The organism is Janthinobacterium sp. BJB426 (assembly GCF_002735705.1).
In the GTDB taxonomy this organism is placed as follows: Bacteria; Pseudomonadota; Gammaproteobacteria; order Burkholderiales; family Burkholderiaceae_D; genus Janthinobacterium.
Map to the genome: position 1 here is coordinate 117,285 of NZ_PDZL01000012.1, position 16,587 is coordinate 133,871.

General features: G+C 61.3%; 14 protein-coding genes. 9 read left to right on the forward strand and 5 right to left on the reverse strand.

What is annotated here, in order from left to right; translation table 11 throughout:
* Positions 1–55: 55 nt before the first annotated feature.
* Positions 56–436, forward strand: coding sequence for a hypothetical protein (locus CSQ93_RS19030; protein WP_099379378.1), 381 nt, complete (start codon positions 56–58; stop codon positions 434–436).
* Here the strand turns inward: CSQ93_RS19030 and CSQ93_RS19035 are convergent.
* On the reverse strand, positions 433–1,038 hold the full coding sequence (locus tag CSQ93_RS19035; protein ID WP_099379379.1) for a glutathione S-transferase family protein: 606 nt from the start codon (positions 1,036–1,038) through the stop codon (positions 433–435). The genes CSQ93_RS19030 and CSQ93_RS19035 overlap by 4 nt on opposite strands.
* A gap of 131 nt (positions 1,039–1,169) precedes the next feature.
* Here CSQ93_RS19035 and CSQ93_RS19040 point away from each other — a divergent pair, with 131 nt between their 5' ends.
* Positions 1,170–2,522, forward strand: coding sequence for a TAXI family TRAP transporter solute-binding subunit (locus CSQ93_RS19040; RefSeq protein WP_099379420.1), 1,353 nt, complete (start codon positions 1,170–1,172; stop codon positions 2,520–2,522).
* A gap of 4 nt (positions 2,523–2,526) precedes the next feature.
* Here the strand turns inward: CSQ93_RS19040 and CSQ93_RS19045 are convergent, their stop codons facing one another.
* From CSQ93_RS19045 to CSQ93_RS19055, 3 genes are all read right to left on the reverse strand, one after another.
* Entirely contained in the window at positions 2,527–2,811 is a 285-nt protein-coding gene (locus CSQ93_RS19045) for an XRE family transcriptional regulator (RefSeq protein WP_099379380.1), read from the reverse strand.
* Positions 2,808–3,158 (reverse strand): type II toxin-antitoxin system RelE/ParE family toxin, encoded by a 351-nt coding sequence (locus tag CSQ93_RS19050; RefSeq protein ID WP_099379381.1) that lies wholly within the window; start codon positions 3,156–3,158, stop codon positions 2,808–2,810. The genes CSQ93_RS19045 and CSQ93_RS19050 overlap by 4 nt, the downstream gene beginning before the upstream one ends.
* A gap of 157 nt (positions 3,159–3,315) precedes the next feature.
* Positions 3,316–3,777, reverse strand: coding sequence for a rhodanese-like domain-containing protein (locus CSQ93_RS19055; RefSeq protein ID WP_099379382.1), 462 nt, complete (start codon positions 3,775–3,777; stop codon positions 3,316–3,318).
* A 385-nt stretch (positions 3,778–4,162) separates the two neighbouring features.
* Between CSQ93_RS19055 and glnA the strand changes: the two genes are divergently transcribed.
* The 7 genes from glnA (at position 4,163) to CSQ93_RS19090 (ending at position 14,721) form a co-directional block, all read left to right on the forward strand.
* The gene (glnA, locus tag CSQ93_RS19060; protein ID WP_099379383.1) at positions 4,163–5,578 is read left to right on the forward strand and encodes a type I glutamate--ammonia ligase; all 1,416 of its coding nucleotides are present in this window, start codon (positions 4,163–4,165) and stop codon (positions 5,576–5,578) included.
* A gap of 183 nt (positions 5,579–5,761) precedes the next feature.
* Positions 5,762–6,244 carry a DUF4124 domain-containing protein gene (locus CSQ93_RS19065; RefSeq protein WP_099379421.1) on the forward strand — a complete coding sequence of 161 codons (483 nt, stop codon included), beginning with the start codon at positions 5,762–5,764 and terminating at the stop codon, positions 6,242–6,244.
* A gap of 5 nt (positions 6,245–6,249) precedes the next feature.
* A complete protein-coding gene (glnL, locus tag CSQ93_RS19070) occupies positions 6,250–7,338 on the forward strand; it encodes a nitrogen regulation protein NR(II) (RefSeq protein ID WP_035825143.1) in 1,089 nt (362 codons plus the stop codon).
* Positions 7,339–7,386: 48 nt separating this feature from the next.
* Entirely contained in the window at positions 7,387–8,877 is a 1,491-nt protein-coding gene (ntrC, locus tag CSQ93_RS19075; RefSeq protein WP_099379384.1) for a nitrogen regulation protein NR(I), read from the forward strand.
* 142 nt (positions 8,878–9,019) lie between these two features.
* Entirely contained in the window at positions 9,020–9,985 is a 966-nt protein-coding gene (gene corA / locus CSQ93_RS19080; RefSeq protein WP_034760218.1) for a magnesium/cobalt transporter CorA, read from the forward strand.
* A 134-nt stretch (positions 9,986–10,119) separates the two neighbouring features.
* The gene (locus CSQ93_RS19085) at positions 10,120–11,493 is read left to right on the forward strand and encodes a GAF domain-containing sensor histidine kinase (protein WP_099379385.1); all 1,374 of its coding nucleotides are present in this window, start codon (positions 10,120–10,122) and stop codon (positions 11,491–11,493) included.
* 375 nt (positions 11,494–11,868) lie between these two features.
* The gene (locus CSQ93_RS19090; protein WP_099379386.1) at positions 11,869–14,721 is read left to right on the forward strand and encodes a TonB-dependent receptor; all 2,853 of its coding nucleotides are present in this window, start codon (positions 11,869–11,871) and stop codon (positions 14,719–14,721) included.
* A gap of 114 nt (positions 14,722–14,835) precedes the next feature.
* Here CSQ93_RS19090 and CSQ93_RS19095 read toward each other — a convergent pair whose 3' ends face one another.
* Positions 14,836–16,467 carry an NAD(P)/FAD-dependent oxidoreductase gene (locus CSQ93_RS19095; protein ID WP_099379387.1) on the reverse strand — a complete coding sequence of 544 codons (1,632 nt, stop codon included), beginning with the start codon at positions 16,465–16,467 and terminating at the stop codon, positions 14,836–14,838.
* Between the last annotated feature and the right edge of the window lie 120 nt (positions 16,468–16,587).

Below are 16,587 nucleotides of genomic sequence, written 5' to 3' on the forward strand. Positions count from 1 at the left end.
CAACTAAAAGCCGGCCTTCGCGGGCCGGTTTTTTTTTGCTGAGGAGAAAGCACCTATGGAACAAACGCAGCAAATCTTTGCGCAATACCACCGTTTCGACGATGGCGAGCTTGTTTCCATCGAGCAACTGTACCAGCCACGGGGCGTGCAGGCCGTACGCATCGTCTTGTACGCAAGAAATCATGGGCTGGAAGGCAATGTCTGGCGCAAAGTCGCCATCACGGTGGGCGCGGTGCGCGAAGTGCTGGTCAGGACGCCGGGCAACTTCATCAACCGTATCTGCTGCGGCGTGAAGCTGCTGCGTTTCGGCGATGTGTGGTGCGTGGATATCGACGGCACCTACACGCACGATGACCCGGCGACCCTGGATGAGGTGCGCCGCGATGGCGATTGCTATGTCATCGGCGGCACGGTCGAGGCAATCGAACTGGACTAACCGGCAAACACGGCCGTTTTATCTTCCAGGCGCGCGTGGTAGGCGGCGATGGCCGGATAGTCGGGGCGCTGCATCGGCGCCATCAGCCAGCGCTTGATGGACAGGCCCAGCACGATATCGGCCAGGGTGAACGTTTCGCCGCAGACGAAGGCGCCCGTGCGCTGCAGCTGCTGTTCCAGCACGCCCATCATCTTGTTCCATCCGGCAATACCGGCCACCAACTGGGCCGCATCCTGGTGCGCCGGGCTGTGGCGCACCAGCGACATGAAGGCGTAGCGCCAACTGTTGTTGAGGTCACCCATTTGCCAATCCATCCATTTTTCCACTTCCGCGCGGGCGCGGGGCGTGCTTGGCAGCAAGTCGTCGCGGCCCGCCTGGGCGCACAGGTAGCGGCATATCGTGTTCGACTCCCACAGCACCAGGTCGCCATCGAGCAGCACGGGCACCATGGCGTTCGGGTTCAGGGCCAGGAAGGCCGGGTCGTCCGTGGCGCGAAAGCCGCTGCCCCAGTCTTCGCGTTCGTAGGGCAGGTCGAGTTCCTCGCACGTCCACAGGACTTTGCGGACATTGATCGAGGCGGCTTTTCCAAGAATTTTCAGCATACGGGGCTCCAGAAGGCAGGTGGTTGATCTGCCACTGTAGCGGATTTGGCCACGCCGCGCCTGCGAAAGTGCCTTGCATAGTTGAGGTTTTCTTGGCATCGTAGCCACCCATGAAACCTATGCGCCACCACATGTCCAAAATCCTCGCGTTCAGCCGCTTTTCCGTGCGCGATTTCCTCGCCACCGCCGGTCCCACCTTGCTGCTGGTCGGCGCATTTTGCGCGCTCGCTTACTGGCTGGTCGACCCGGCGCCGCCACGCCAGGTGAGCCTGTCGACGGGGCAGGACAATAGCGCCTATGAAGAGTTCGGAAAGAAATATGCGGCCACCCTGGCCAAACACGGCATCAAGGTGACCTTGCAGCCGTCGCTGGGCTCGCAGGAAAACCTGCAGCGCCTGAACACGGGCAAGACCGATATTGCTTTCGTGCAAAGCGGCTCGACGGAACACGACGATGCCGAGCGCCACGGCTTGATTTCCTTGGGCAGCCTGTTTACGGAACCCGTCTGGCTCTTCATGCGCGAAGACAAGGCCGTGACGGAGCTGACGCAATTGAAGGGCCTGAAGATCAACCTGGGACCGGAAGGCACGGGCGTGCCCGGTCTGTTCCGGCAGTTGCTGTCTGTGAATGGCGTCGAAGCGAAGGAATTGACGGTGAGCGACTTGCAGAACACGCCCGCCACGGTGGAGTTGCTGGAAGGGCGCATCGACGGACTCGTGTTCAGCTCGGCGCCGGAAGCGCCGTTGATCCAGATGCTGCTGCAAACGCCGGGCATCAAGCTGTTTGATTTTTCGCAAGCGGAAGCCTACACGCGGCGCTTGCCTTTCCTCACGCATGTTGTCTTGCCACGTGGCATCGTCGACCTGGGGCAGAACATTCCCGCGCAGGATTATCATTTGATCGCACCGACCGCTACCCTGGTGGCGCGCGAAGACTTGCATCCGGCCCTGATCGACCTGTTCGTGCAGGCGGCGGCCGGCATCCATGGCGGCACGGGCTGGTTCCAGCAGCAGGGGCAGTTCCCGTCCGCGCGCTACACGGAAATTCCCGTGGCGCCCGAAGCGCTGAAATTCTACAAGGATGGCGCGCCCGTGCTGCAGCGCTACATGAGTTTCTGGCTGGCCAATTTCTTTGACCGCATGTGGGTGCTGGTGGTGGCCTTGGGCGCGCTGATTTTACCGCTGTCGCGCGTGGTGCCGCCCTTGTACGTGTGGCGCATCCGTTCGCGGGTGTACCGCTGGTATGGCCAGCTGCGCACGGTGGAGCAGGCGCTGGAAGACGTGCCGCCAGAGCAGCGTGCGCATGTGTATGCGGCGCAATTGAAACGGCTGGACCAGATCGAGGAGATGGTCAACCAGATCTCGATTCCCCTGTCGTTTGCCGATGGTTTGTATGGCTTGCGCAGCCACATCAATTTCGTGCGCAAGCGCATCCTGACCTTGATGGGCGAGCATCCTGCCGCCGAGGTGGGCGAGCCGGCCTGAGGACTTAAACGAGGGTGATCGACAGCTTGCGCCCGACCAGCGCGGCGGCCCGTTCCAGGGTCGAGAGCGTCACATCGCTGCTGGGGTCGAGCAGGCGGTCGAGCTGCGAGCGGCTCGTCTGCAGCAGGGCCGCCATGCGCGTCTTCGACATCGCTTGTTCCTGCATCGCCTGCGTCAGTTGCCAGGCGATCACTTCCTTGATGGCGCGGTTTTGCGTTTGCTCGAAGATACCTTCTTCCTTGAGGAAGTCTTCGAGACTGCTGCCGAGGTGCGGTGCGGTGGCGTTCATGTCAGTTCCTTGTAGCGTTTCCTTGCCAGCGCCAGGTCGTCGTCGGGCGTGGCGCGGGTTTTCTTGATAAAGCCGTGCAGCGCCACCAGACAATCGCCGTGGTGGCAGATCAGCACACGTGCGATGCGGTTGCCGGGCAGGCTGCTGCGTACCTCCGACAAGCCGTGTCCCAGGTGGCGGCACAAGGGCATGCCGACGGGCCAGCGCCATTGCGCATGCATCAAGTCCTGCCCGATCATATGGCGCTCTTCAACTGGCAAGGACTTGAGCCAGTCGCGCACGGGTTCGCCGCCATTGCCGTTCGCATAGAACAGCAGGGTAATTTGCCGCAAGCCGGAAGCATCCATGACGCACCTCTACGTTGTACTATATAAGGTACATGTTCGCAAGGAGAATTTGCGCCGCTCTTGAAAAAATCGGGCGCGCATGGATGGTTGTAGCCGATGGCGGGCCGCAAGGTGACCCGCCAGATCAAACACTGTTCAGATAGTCATGCGGCCAGCGTCAGGCGCCCAACCACGGCAGTCCGGCCTTGCACCAGCCGCCGATCTGCTTGCGATGGCCATCGGCATCCTTGTCGCCCTCGAAGCCTTCGAGGATGTCGAAGCAGTTGATATAGCCGTGCTCTGTCGCCAGCTTGGCGGCGTGGCGCGAACGCACGCCGGAGCGGCACAGGAACAGCAGTACCTCGTCCTTGCCGGCCTGGGCGGCCAGCTGGGCGAGAAAGTCGGGATTCGGCACGCCACCGGGGTAGATGGCCCACTGCACCGCACCATGCTGGGTATCGGCGATGTCGACCCGGCCCACCCAGTCGCGCTCGGCATTCGTGCGCACGTCGATGAGCTTGGCGGCGGCATCGCCCTGCAGCAGGTCGTACGCTTCCTGCGGCGTGACGGCGCCGGCATACGGCGTACCTTCGTTGGCCCGGCTGCGGGCGGTGGTCAGGATGTCGGCGGCGGTGGTCATGGCGTCCTCGATGAAAGTGGGCAGGTATGGTCGATTATAGTGCGCCGTTCGCGCCCCGCAAACGGGAAACGATGGTGCACAGTCGACGCACCACAACGAGGCATTTTTCAGGAATTCGCACAAAATGCACGATAATGGTGCGTTATTCGTTTTTTGCACTTGCTTAGTGCATTCTTGATTTGACGCAAACGCAGCAGGAAAATCGCGGGCATGAAAACTTTCACTGGGATGGCAGTAATTTTATTGCTGGCACCTGGGGGCTCCTGAAGCTGGCATGGAATCTGCTATGATCCCTATGAGTTTTGGTGGCACGCAATGTTTGCTTCGCTTCATCAGCCCAGACGCACTAAGGTCGGCTCACCCCACATTCATTTAGGAGATACGCATGGCAATGACAGCCGCAGAAGTCTTGAAGATGGTAGAAGAAAACGAAGTCAAATTCGTTGATTTCCGCTTTGCTGATACCCGTGGTAAAGAGCAGCACGTGACGGTTCCCGTGTCGCACTTCGACATGGACAAATTCGAGTCGGGCCACGCCTTTGACGGTTCTTCGATCGCTGGCTGGAAAGGCATTGAAGCGTCCGACATGATCTTGCTGCCGGATCCAAACACGGCCAATATCGACCCGTTCATGGAAGAAACGACCTTGTTCATGCAGTGCGACGTGATCGAACCGTCGGACGGCAAGGGCTACGACCGCGACCCGCGCTCGATCGCGAAACGCGCCGAAGCCTACCTGAAGTCGTCGGGCATGGGCGACACCGCCTACTTCGGCCCTGAGCCAGAATTCTTCATCTTCGACAGCGTGCGCTGGAAGATCGACATGTCGGGCTGCTTCGTCAAGATCGGTTCGGACGAAGGTTCGTGGTCGACCGGCAAGGATATCGAAGGCGGCAACACCGGCCACCGTCCTACCGTCAAGGGCGGCTACTTCCCCGTGCCACCAGTGGACAGCTTCCAGGACATGCGTTCGGAAATGTGCCTGATTCTGGAATCGCTGGGCATCCCGGTTGAGGTACATCATCACGAAGTCGCCGGCGCCGGCCAGAATGAAATCGGCACCAAGTTCTCGACCCTGGTCGAGCGCGCCGACTGGACGCAAAACCTGAAATATGTGGTGTGGAACGTGGCGCACAGCTACGGCAAGACCGCTACCTTCATGCCGAAACCTATCGTTGGCGACAACGGTTCGGGCATGCACGTGCATCAATCCGTATGGAAAGATGGCAAAAACCTGTTCGCTGGCGACGGCTATGCCGGCCTGTCCGATTTCGCCCTGTACTACATCGGCGGCATCATCAAGCACGCCAAGGCACTGAACGCGATCACCAACCCGGGCACCAACTCGTACAAGCGTCTGGTACCAGGCTACGAAGCCCCAGTGAAACTGGCGTACTCGGCGAAAAACCGTTCCGCCTCGATCCGTATCCCGCACGTGGCCAATCCAAAAGGCCGCCGCGTCGAAGCGCGCTTCCCGGATCCACTGGCGAACCCGTACCTGTGCTTCGCCGCACTGCTGATGGCTGGCCTGGATGGCGTTGCCAACAAGATACATCCGGGCGAAGCCGCCTCGAAAGATCTGTACCATCTGCCGCCGGAAGAAGACGCACTGATCCCGACCGTGTGCGCTTCGCTGGAAGAAGCTCTGGACGCACTGGACAAGGACCGCGAGTTCCTGACCCGTGGCGGCGTGTTCAGCGATTCGATGATCGACGCTTACCTGGAACTGAAAATGCAGGACGTACAGCGCATGCGCATGACCACGCATCCTGCCGAGTTCGACATGTACTACTCGCTGTAATGGCGCCACGCCGGCAATGTGCCGGTAGTGAATAAAAAACGCGGGTGAGGCGATGGTCTTGCCCGCGTTTTTTTATGCTGTACGCCAAGGCGGTGACAGTACGGTGTTGTATAGTCGGCCAAGGATTGATACGGCATGTGCTGACAGGAGTGAAGATTGACCAAGCATTACAGAATGGCGCTGATGGCAGGATTGCTGGGCGCGGCGGCACAGGCGCACGGGCAGTTGTATGTGTGCGCCGATGCGCAAGGACACAAGACGTACACGGACAAGCGGGCTGGCGCACATTGCCAGTTGCTCGATTTGCCGGGCGCCATGACGGAGCCGCCACGCAAGACGGCGCCGCTGGCCGGCGCGCCGGCCCGGCCCGCCACACAGGCGGTGGCCACGGCGGCGCCTGCCGCTGGCGCGTTTCCCAAGGTCGATGGCGCCGAGCAGCGCGCGCGCGACCTGGACCGGCGCCAGATCCTGCAGGACGAATTGCGTAGCGAAGAGCAGAAACTGGCGGCGCAGCGCCTGGAATTCAACGGTGGCCAGCCCGAACGCCAGGGCAATGAGCGTAACTATGCGAAATACCAAGAACGGGTGGCGCAGTTGAAGGACAACATTGGCCGGACACAGCAGAACGTCGAGGCCCTGAAACGCGAGATCGCGAATATTCGGTAAAGCATATGACACTAGACAACCATTCCAGCCGTCCCGCCCACCTGGCCGGCCTTGATTTGCTGGCCTCGGCCGTGATCCTGCTCGATGGCGACGGCCGCATCAGCTATGCCAACGCGGCGGCGGAAAACTTGCTGGAAAGCTCATTGAAGGCCTTGTCGCGGCAAAAGCTGACGGCGCTGTTCCTCAATCCCGAGGAGCTGGCCGGCATTTGCGCGCAGGCGCTCGAACACAAGTTTTCCGACCTGCGCCAGGACCTGAGCCTGGAGCGCCTGGGACGCGAGCCGCTGCGCGTGCACAGCATCGTCAGCGCGCTCGACGCGCCGCGCGACGGCGTGTTGATCGAACTGCGCGAAAACGTGCAGCAATTAAAACTCGACCGCGAGGAGCGCATCCTCGACCAGAGCCAGGTCAACAAGGAGCTGATCCGCAATCTGGCGCATGAAATCAAGAACCCGCTGGGCGGCATCCGCGGCGCGGCCCAGCTGCTGGAGCTGGAATTGCCGGCCCTGCACTTGAGCGAGCTGCGCGAATACACGCAAGTCATCATCAAGGAAGCGGACCGTCTGCAAACCCTGGTCGACCGCCTGCTGGCGCCGCACCGCCGCCCGCATATCGTGGGCGACGTGAATATCCACGAAGTGTGCGAACGGGTCCGCAGCCTGATCCTGGCCGAATTCCCCAGCGGCCTGACCATTTCGCGCGATTACGACGCGTCGATTCCCGAGTTTCGCGGCGACAAGGAGCAATTGATACAAACCGTGCTCAATATCGCGCACAACGCGGCGCAAGCCCTGGCCGAGCGCATCGAGGCGGGCGACGCGGAGCTGATTTTCAAGACGCGCGTGGCGCGCCAGGTAACCCTGGCCAAGGTCCGTTACGGCCTGGCATTAGACTTGCATATCATTGACAATGGACCGGGCATCGCACCCCAGATCCGCGACCGGATTTTCTACCCGCTGGTGTCGGGCAGGGAAGGCGGCAGCGGACTGGGACTGACCTTGGCGCAAACCTTCGTGCAGCAGCACCTGGGCGTGATCGAGTGCGAAAGCCGGCCTGGATACACCGATTTCAGGATCGTTCTACCCTTGCCATAAGCGAGGCGGTATCCCACCCATGAAATCCATTGCGGGACGCACACACTAATGAAGCCAATCTGGATAGTTGACGACGACGAATCAATCCGCTGGGTGCTGGAAAAAGCCCTGGCGCGGGAAAATCTCGCCACCAAGAGTTTTGCCAATGCGCGCGACGCCATCGCCGCACTGGAATTTGACACGCCGCAAGTGCTCGTGTCCGATATCCGCATGCCGGGCGCGTCCGGCCTGGAATTGCTGCAGACGGTCAAGTCGCGCTTTCCCGGCTTGCCGGTCATCATCATCACGGCCTTTTCCGACCTCGATTCGGCCGTCGCAGCCTTCCAGGGCGGCGCCTTCGAGTACCTGGCCAAACCGTTCGATATCGACAAGGCTGTCGAGCTGATCCGCCGCGCGCTGGAAGAAAGCCTGCGCGAGACGAGCGTCGAGTCGGGCCCGTCGGAAACGCCGGAAATCCTCGGCCAGGCGCCGGCCATGCAGGAAGTCTTCCGCGCCATCGGCCGGCTGTCGCAATCGAATGTCACCGTGCTGATCACGGGTGAATCCGGATCCGGCAAGGAACTCGTGGCGCGCGCGCTGCACAAGCACAGCCCGCGCGCGGCGCAGCCTTTCATTGCCCTCAATACGGCGGCGATCCCGAAGGATTTGCTCGAGTCCGAACTGTTTGGTCACGAGCGCGGGGCGTTTACGGGCGCGCAGACGACGCGCCGCGGCCGCTTCGAGCAAGCCGAGAACGGCACCTTGTTCCTCGATGAAATCGGCGACATGCCGTTCGACCTGCAGACGCGCTTGCTGCGCGTATTGTCCGACGGCCATTTCTATCGTGTCGGCGGCCATCAGCCCATGAAGGCGAACGTGCGCGTCATTACGGCCACGCACCAGAACCTCGAGCAACGCGTGCGCGACGGCCTGTTCCGCGAAGACTTGTATCACCGCCTGAACGTGATCCGGCTGCGTTTGCCCAGTTTGAGGGAGCGGCGCGAGGATATCCCCATCCTGGTGCGCCACTTCCTGGTGCAAAGCGCGCGTCAGCTGGGCGTGGAAGCCAAACGCATGAGCGAGCCGACGATGCAGTTCCTCAGCAGCCTCGATTTGCCCGGCAATGTGCGCCAGCTGGAAAACTTGTGTAACTGGATCACCGTCATGGCGCCGGGCCAGACGGTGGAAATCAAGGACTTGCCGCTGGAATTGACGCAGGGGCAGGGCGATGGCGCTGCCACGGTGGCATCCGCTGACGTGGCGCCAGCAAATGTTGCTCATGCGCATGGCGGCCAGGTCTTCGAAGCGGCCGCGCCTGCCAACGGCGCGCCGCCGGGCTGGATCGGCTTGCTGGAATTGCAGGCGGCGGGCATGCTGGGCGCGGGGCAGCAGGAAGTCATGGCCGTGCTGGGGCGGCAATTCGAGTCAGCCCTGATCAAGACGGCGCTCAAGCATACGCACGGACGCAAGAACGACGCCGCCGTGCGTCTGGGTATCGGCCGCAACACCATCACCCGCAAGATCTCCGAACTGGGCATCGACGGCGCCAAGGACGATTGATCTGTCTTCCGGACGGAGCGTCCGCTCCGTCCGCTTTTCCGCACGGCGTCCCTTGCACGCCACAACACGCACTGCAGGCGATAAGGTAAGCTGGCGCCTGCCGGACTGTTTCGTCCGGTCTTAACTTTCATTGTGGAACTGTATGCTGATTAACTGCGTGGCCTACCAGGATGGCAAAAAACTGGCCGACTTGCCGATCGACGACATCAGCGATTACGTCGAGCGCCCCGATTGTTTCGTCTGGGTCGCCCTGCTCGACGCCACGCCGGACGAACTGAAACAGATGCAGCACGAGTTTTGCCTGCACGAACTGGCGGTGGAAGACGCGCAGCGGGGCCACCAGCGGCCGAAGATCGAGGAATATGGCGATTCCCTGTTTGCCGTCGTGAAAACCGTGGAAATGGTCGAGAACGAACTGGTGCTGGGCGAAGTCGACATTTTTGTCGGCGCCAATTACGTGCTCTCATCGCGCAGCAACAGCTCGCAAGGTTTCCTCGGTGTCCGCGCGCGTGCCGAGCGCGAACCGCACTTGCTGCGCCAGGGCTCGGCCTTCGTGCTGTACGCGCTGATGGACGCCGTCGTCGACCGTTATTTTCCTGTCCTCGACGCGCTGGAATCGGAGCTGGAACTGATCGAGGACCGCATCTTCGACCGTGGCACCGAGCGCGACAATATCGAACGGCTGTACCAGTTGAAACGCAAGGTCATGGTCTTGCGCCACGTGGTGGCGCCCCTGATGGAAGCAGTGGGCAAGCTGCACGGCGGGAGGGTGCCGCCGCTGTGCCACGATACCCAGGAGTATTTCCGCGACGTGCACGACCATCTGGCGCGCATCAACGGCACGCTCGACACCATCCGCGACACGATCAGCACGGCCATCCAGGTGAATCTGTCGATGGTGGCCATCGACGAGAGCGAAGTGAACAAGCAGTTGGCGGCCTGGGCCGCTATTTTCGCCGTATTTACGGCGTTTGCGGGCATCTGGGGCATGAATTTCAAGTTCATGCCGGAGCTGGACTGGCATTACGGTTATCCGGCCGCCGTGGCAGTGATGAGCTGTGTCTGCGGTTATATGTATTACTTGTTCAAGCGTTCCGGCTGGCTGTAAAAAATTCCTGTGTATCTGTATTATTAAGCAATAGCCAGGGGTACAATCGCGGCAGGTCCGCTGGGGCGGGCCATGGCTGAGAGTCGCCGCGCCGGCAGGTGTGCCTGCGCTTCCGGTGCCGTGCAGGAGCATTCATGAGTATTCCGTTGTTTGATGTGAATTCGCAAGAACCCCTGTTCGATGCCGAGCAGCGGCGCACCCTGGCGGAAGCGGCCCTGCGCTCGATTACCGCCTCGACGGCGCACGCCCGGGGCGACGACTTCCTGCGCATCCTCGTCAAGGACCTGGCCGAAGCGCTCGACGTGCACTATGTGATCGCCGGGCGCCTGGTGCGCCTGGAAGATGGCAGCGAAGGCATCCGCACCCTGGCCCTGTGGGGCGGCGACGGCTACCAGCCGAATATCGAATACAGCCTGCAGCACACGCCTTGCCAGGACGTGACCTGCCAGAGCATGTGTTTTCATGGCAGCGACATCCAGCGTCGCTTTCCATTCGATACCCTCCTCGTCGACATGCGGGCGGAAAGCTATGTCGGCATGCCGCTGATCGATACCGACGGCAAGACCCTGGGCATCCTGTCGGCCATCGACACGCGTCCCATCGATGAAAACAAGCGCTTGCTGGCGCTGTTGCTGCTGTCGATCTTTTCGGCGCGCGGCGCGGCCGAGCTGCAGCATCAGGAACGCACCCAGCAGCTGGAAGAAATCGTGCGCGTGCGCACCGAATCGCTGCTGGCGGCGCAAGCCAACCTGATCGAGCAGGAGCAGATGGCGGCCCTCGGTTCGCTGGTGGCCGGGGTCTCGCATGAGGTCAACACGCCCATCGGCGTGGCGCTGACGGCGGCGTCGAGCATGGGCAGCTATGCCGACCAGCTGGTGCAGCTGCTGGGCGGTGCCAAGGTCAGCCGCGCCGAACTGATCGACATTGCCGAATCCTTGAAAGGTGCGGCCGCCTTGATCGAGCGCAACCTGGCGCGCGCTGCCGACCTGATCGGCAATTTCAAGCAGCTGGCCGTGGATCAGGTCAGCGAATACGTGGCCGACCTGGCCCTGCACGACTATGTGCACGGCCTGGTGTCGGCGCACAGCCCGGAACTGCGCAAGGCGGCGCTGGGTGTGGAACTCGATATTGCGCCCGATTGCCAGGTGCGCCTGGCGGCCGGCAAGCTGTCGCAAATCCTGTCGAACCTGCTGATGAACAGCGCCCGCCATGGCTATCCGCAGGGCGGGCCAGGGCGCATCACGATACGCGCGCGCATCGAGGCGGACGGCGATGACGCGGCCTTGCGCTGGCTGCTGCTGGAATTTTCCGACGACGGCATCGGCTTGGCGCCGGCCGTGCGCGAACACATGTTTGAACCGTTTTTCACCACCAAGCGTGGCCAGGGCGGCTCCGGCCTGGGCATGCACATCGTCTACACCATCGTGCAGCAGCTGGGCGGCCAGGTGTGTGCCATCGACAGCACGCCCGGCTGTCATATACAGATCAGGCTGCCGCTGGCCAGCTGACCGCGCCTGCGTCGTCAGGTCCGCCATCCTTCCCCTCTCTTAAATTTATTATCAAAAGGCATTGTTCGTCAAAGATGCGCAGGCATGTTTGTGAAAACGGTCGCGAGTGTTGTTTCTATGTATGAATTGGAAATTCAAATATTGACACTGAATTTACGTCATGTTTTGATGAAATTTCTCAGCTTGTAACAAAGTATTAGTAAATTTGTAGCGGGGTTGGCAGGATGTCGCAGGCCACGCCCGAGCTGTTTTGGTGCCTGTCGCCGGGTATGCAGTTTTGAAGGCTGAGCTAGACGGATAGTTGGATTTGCAATGTATTAACCTCATCCAAACGATGACGGTTTTCTTAAATTTGCTTTATTCAAGGATACAACAATGCTTAACGAAACCGTATTATCTCGCTCTGTGCGCCTGATGTTTTCAGGGATTGCCATTGGCGTGCTGGCTCAGCCAGCACTTGCACAAGAGACCGCACCTGCCTCTCCTACCGTACAACGGGTGGAGATCACCGGGTCGAATATTCGTCGTGCGCAGGCGGAAGGTGTCTCTCCTGTTCAAACCCTGAGCCGGGCAGATATCGAAAAATCGGGCAAATCGACAGTAGCGGAATTGCTCCAGACGCTGGCAGTCGATAACCAAGGGTCGGTTCCTACCAGCTTCGGCAATGGCTTTGCTGCCGGCGCATCGGGTATTTCCCTGCGCGGCCTGGGCACCGCTTCCACGCTGGTTTTGCTCAATGGTCGCCGTATCGCGCCATACGGGCTAGCCGACGATGGCCAAAAGGTCTTTTCTGATCTGAATATCATTCCCGCCGATGCTGTCGAACGCGTCGAGATTCTGAAGGACGGGGCTTCGGCTATTTACGGTTCCGATGCCATCGCTGGCGTGGTGAATATCATTCTGCGCAGTGATTTTCAGGGAACGACCCTGAAAGCCAGCTATGGACAGACTGGTTATAGCGATGGTGCCGATGTGCGCCTGGCCGTGACGCATGGCTTTGGTGATATCGTCACTGACAGGTACAACGTGGTCATGAGTGCTGAGTATGGCAAGAAAAATGCCGTCTGGAACCGTGACCGCTCCGGCCGTGGCTATATTGGCGCTTCGGATTTACGCAATTACGGATTTGATGCGCAACAGGCGCTCGGCGGTACGGGAGCCATTACGGGCAACAATGCTGCGGGCAGTGCCATCAACGGCAACGTGCGCAATCCGACAACGCTTGATTACTACAACCGCGGTGCCTTGAATGGCGTCGGCTTTACGCGGACCTTTCCCGGTGCTGCGTGCTCCACCTTCACCAACCATCCACAAGGCGATCCAGGTGGCGGTTGCCTGATCGATGCGGCGCAACTGTACAGCCAGATGCAGCCGAGCCAGGAAACTGGCAATGTCTTCTTGCGCGGGACCTTCCAGCTCAATCAGGGCGTGCAGGCGTATGCCGAAGCGAACTATTTCACCAGCAAATCGTCTTCGTCCACGACGCCGTCCGGTATCAGCGGCAGCGTCGGCTACCCGGGCGGTCCGGTCAGCAATGCGGCCGTGGCCTTAGGCGCCAGCCATCCTGACAATCCGTATTTTGGGACAGCCGCGCGCTTTCGCTACCTGGCGGCCGATGTCGGTCCTCGCGTCAGCAATATCGATTCGACGTTCACCCGCTTTGTCACGGGCCTGAAAGGCAGCGTCGCCGGATGGGATTTCGATACGGCCTTGCTGTACTCGCAAAACAAGGTGTCCAATGACCGTTCCGGCTATCTGCAGCGTGACGTGATGTTTGCGCTGCTGAACCCGACGGCCGCGAATGTGGCTGCCGCGGGGAGCAACCCGGCCTACGCAGCTTTGCCAGCAGGCAGCTACTGGCGCATCGGCGAAAATGCGGGTTTGAATTCGGCTGCCTTGTACGCTGCGCTGGCACCGACGATCTCCAACGATGCGACGACCAAAATGTCGCAGATCGACTTCAAGGCATCGCGCGAGCTGATGGCGCTGCCAGGCGGCGCTCTCGGTATCGCCGTCGGTGCGGAGTATCGTCACGAATCGACAGAACTGGCGCCAACAGCGGGCACCGACAAGGGCAATATTGTCGGCCTGGGGTATTCGGCTTACGAAGGCAGCCGCAGTGTGACGGCCGCCTACACGGAGCTGGTGGCGCCGGTATGGAAGGGCGTCGAGCTGTCGGGCGCCATTCGCGCCGACCATTTTTCCGATGTCGGCAATGCCTATACGCCGAAGGTAGGGTTGAAATGGAATCCGGTCAAGGAATTCGCCGTGCGCGGTTCGTTCGCCAAGGGCTTCCGTGCACCGAGCGCGGCGGAAAACGGCAAGGGTGGCCTGGCGGCATTTTCGTCGGCCAGCGATCCGTTGCGTTGCGCCCTCGGCGTCACCACCGCTTGCTCGGCCGCTTCCATTGCCATCATTACCTCGCCGAACCCCGCTTTGTCGCCGGAAAAATCGAAAAGCTCGAATATCGGCTTCGTGTGGGATCCATTGCCTAAGACAAATCTGACGGTGGACTTCTGGCAGATCAAGCGTACCAACGAGATCAACCAAGAACAGACGGACGCGGCGATTGCCGCCGGCCATGTGGCGCGCGATCCCTCGACCGCGCAGGCAGGTATTGCTGGCGACCCGGGCGCCATCACAGCAGTGCTGGCGAACTACGTGAACTCGGCCCAGACCAAGGTACGGGGCGTCGACCTGGACTTCCGTCAAGGCTTCGACCTGGGCGCAGGTTATGGCAAGCTGACTTTCGATGCAAAGTGGACGCACCTGTTCACTTTCACGCGCACGGAAAAGGACGGCAGCTCGCGTGACTTTGCTGGTACCCACGGCAATTGCGATGTGAGCAACTGCATGGGAACGCCGGACAACCGCGTCAACCTGGGCTTGACCTGGGAGCTCAGCAAGCTGCGCGTCTCGGCCACGGCCAACTACCGCGGCGCCTTGAAAAACACTAACTTCAAGAACGATCCCGATGGTTGCGCTTTCCATTACGCCAATGGCGACGATGCGCCGGCAGGTTGCGAGCTCGCTTCGTTCACCAGCGTCGACCTGAATGCCCGCTACAAGATCAACGAGAAGTTGGAGCTGTTCGGCACGGTGCAGAACTTGTTCGACAAACGTGCTCCGCTCGATCCGCTGACCTATGGTGCGGTTTCCTACAATCCGCTGGACTTTGCTGGCGCCGTGGGTCGTTACTTCTCGGGAGGCTTGAAATACACCTTCTAAGCGCACGATGGCGCCCCTTGGGGCGCCATCGACTACGCTGGAAAACCGGCCGGGCCCGTCACGGGGCCCGGCATTTTTTTAGGGCTTGCCCCGCGTGCGCATGGGCGCGACTACCTAGCCGCGCGCCGCCATCGACAGCGCCACCGCTTCGGCCACCTTGATGCCGTCGACGGCTGCCGACAGGATGCCGCCCGCATAGCCGGCGCCTTCGCCGGCGGGGAACAGTCCCCGCGTATTCAGGCTTTGCAGGTCGTCGTCGCGGCGCTTGATGCGGATCGGCGAGGACGTGCGTGTTTCCACGCCCGTCAGCACGGCGTCGGCCTTGTAGTAGCCCTTGATCTGCTTGTTGAACGCCGGAAACGCTTCACGCAGGGCCGTGATCGCGTATTCGGGCAAGGACGGGGCCAGGTCCGTCAAGTGCACGGCCGGCTTGTAGGACGGTACCACGCTGCCAAATTCCGTCGAGGCGCGGCCAGCGACGAAGTCGCCGACCAATTGCCCTGGGGCATCGTAGTTGCCGCCGCCCAAGGCAAACGCGCGCTCTTCCAGTTCGCGCTGCAAGGCGATGCCGGCCAGCGGGTCGCCCGGATAGTCGGCTGGCGTGATGCCGACGACGATGGCGCTGTTGGCGTTGCGCTCGTTGCGCGAATACTGGCTCATGCCGTTCGTCACGAGGCGGCCCGGTTCCGAGGCGGCCGCCACCACGGTGCCGCCCGGGCACATGCAGAAGCTGTAGACGGAACGGCCATTGCTGGCGTGGTGCACCAGCTTGTAGTCGGCTGCGCCCAGGATCGGGTGGCCGGCGCTGGGGCCGAAGCGGCAGCTGTCGATCAGCGATTGCGGGTGTTCCACGCGGAATCCGATCGAGAACGGTTTCGCTTCGATGTACACGCCGCGCTTGTGCAGCATCTCGAAGGTGTCACGCGCGCTGTGGCCGATGGCCAGCACGACGTGGTTGCTGGCGATGGTTTCGCCATTGTCCAGCACCACGCCGCGCACCTGGCCACCGTCGGCACCGGGGACGATGTCGAGGTCGACCACCTTGCTGCTGAAACGGTATTCGCCGCCCAGCTGCTCGATGTTCGCGCGCATTTCTTCCACCATCTTGACCAGGCGGAAGGTGCCGATGTGCGGCTTGCTCACATACATGATTTCCTCGGGCGCGCCGGCCTTGACGAATTCCGTCAGCACCTTGCGGCCGTAATGCTTGGGATCCTTGATCTGGCTGTACAGCTTGCCGTCCGAGAAGGTGCCGGCACCGCCTTCGCCGAACTGCACGTTAGATTCGGGATTGAGCTCGCGCTTGCGCCAGAAGCCGAAGGTGTCGACCGTGCGTTCGCGCACTTGCTTGCCCCGTTCCAGGATGAGGGGGCGCAAGCCCATCTGCGCCAGGATCAGCGCCACGAACAGGCCGCAGGGGCCCGTGCCGATGACGATGGGACGCGGTTCAGTGCTGTGGCCGGCCAGCTGTTCGCCGCCAGCGACGAATTTATAGTCGGTGTCGGGCGCGGGCATCAGGTGCACATCGTGCTGCAGGCGCGCCAGCACGGCCGCTTCATTCCTGACGTCCACATGCAGCGAGTAAATCAACACCACGGCGCTGCGCTTGCGCGCGTCATAGCTGCGTTTGAAGACGGTAAAGCCGAGCAAATCGGCGGCGGCTATGCCCAGGCGCGCCAGGATGGCGGCGGGCAGGGCCGCTTCGTCGTGTTCGAGGGGGAGTTTTACTTCGTTGAGTCGCAACATGGTGTCTATCCGAAAAGTGCAGGGCTCCGTATCTAGCGGAGAGTGGGCAGCCGCGTGGCGCGGCGCAAGGCGGCATTTTACTCCTTCTTGCACGCATTGCATCGCGGCCTGGGCGGATGT

What these genes read in the sequence shown, in the direction of transcription:
- CSQ93_RS19030 (WP_099379378.1), top strand. Translation starts at nt 56, where the DNA reads ATGGAACAAACGCAGCAAATCTTTGCGCAATACCACCGTTTCGACGAT.
- CSQ93_RS19035 (WP_099379379.1), bottom strand. Translation starts at nt 1,038, where the DNA reads ATGCTGAAAATTCTTGGAAAAGCCGCCTCGATCAATGTCCGCAAAGTC.
- CSQ93_RS19040 (WP_099379420.1), top strand. Translation starts at nt 1,170, where the DNA reads ATGTCCAAAATCCTCGCGTTCAGCCGCTTTTCCGTGCGCGATTTCCTC.
- CSQ93_RS19045 (WP_099379380.1), bottom strand. Translation starts at nt 2,811, where the DNA reads ATGAACGCCACCGCACCGCACCTCGGCAGCAGTCTCGAAGACTTCCTC.
- CSQ93_RS19050 (WP_099379381.1), bottom strand. Translation starts at nt 3,158, where the DNA reads ATGGATGCTTCCGGCTTGCGGCAAATTACCCTGCTGTTCTATGCGAAC.
- CSQ93_RS19055 (WP_099379382.1), bottom strand. Translation starts at nt 3,777, where the DNA reads ATGACCACCGCCGCCGACATCCTGACCACCGCCCGCAGCCGGGCCAAC.
- glnA (WP_099379383.1), top strand. Translation starts at nt 4,163, where the DNA reads ATGGCAATGACAGCCGCAGAAGTCTTGAAGATGGTAGAAGAAAACGAA.
- CSQ93_RS19065 (WP_099379421.1), top strand. Translation starts at nt 5,762, where the DNA reads ATGGCAGGATTGCTGGGCGCGGCGGCACAGGCGCACGGGCAGTTGTAT.
- glnL (WP_035825143.1), top strand. Translation starts at nt 6,250, where the DNA reads ATGACACTAGACAACCATTCCAGCCGTCCCGCCCACCTGGCCGGCCTT.
- ntrC (WP_099379384.1), top strand. Translation starts at nt 7,387, where the DNA reads ATGAAGCCAATCTGGATAGTTGACGACGACGAATCAATCCGCTGGGTG.
- corA (WP_034760218.1), top strand. Translation starts at nt 9,020, where the DNA reads ATGCTGATTAACTGCGTGGCCTACCAGGATGGCAAAAAACTGGCCGAC.
- CSQ93_RS19085 (WP_099379385.1), top strand. Translation starts at nt 10,120, where the DNA reads ATGAGTATTCCGTTGTTTGATGTGAATTCGCAAGAACCCCTGTTCGAT.
- CSQ93_RS19090 (WP_099379386.1), top strand. Translation starts at nt 11,869, where the DNA reads ATGCTTAACGAAACCGTATTATCTCGCTCTGTGCGCCTGATGTTTTCA.
- CSQ93_RS19095 (WP_099379387.1), bottom strand. Translation starts at nt 16,467, where the DNA reads ATGTTGCGACTCAACGAAGTAAAACTCCCCCTCGAACACGACGAAGCG.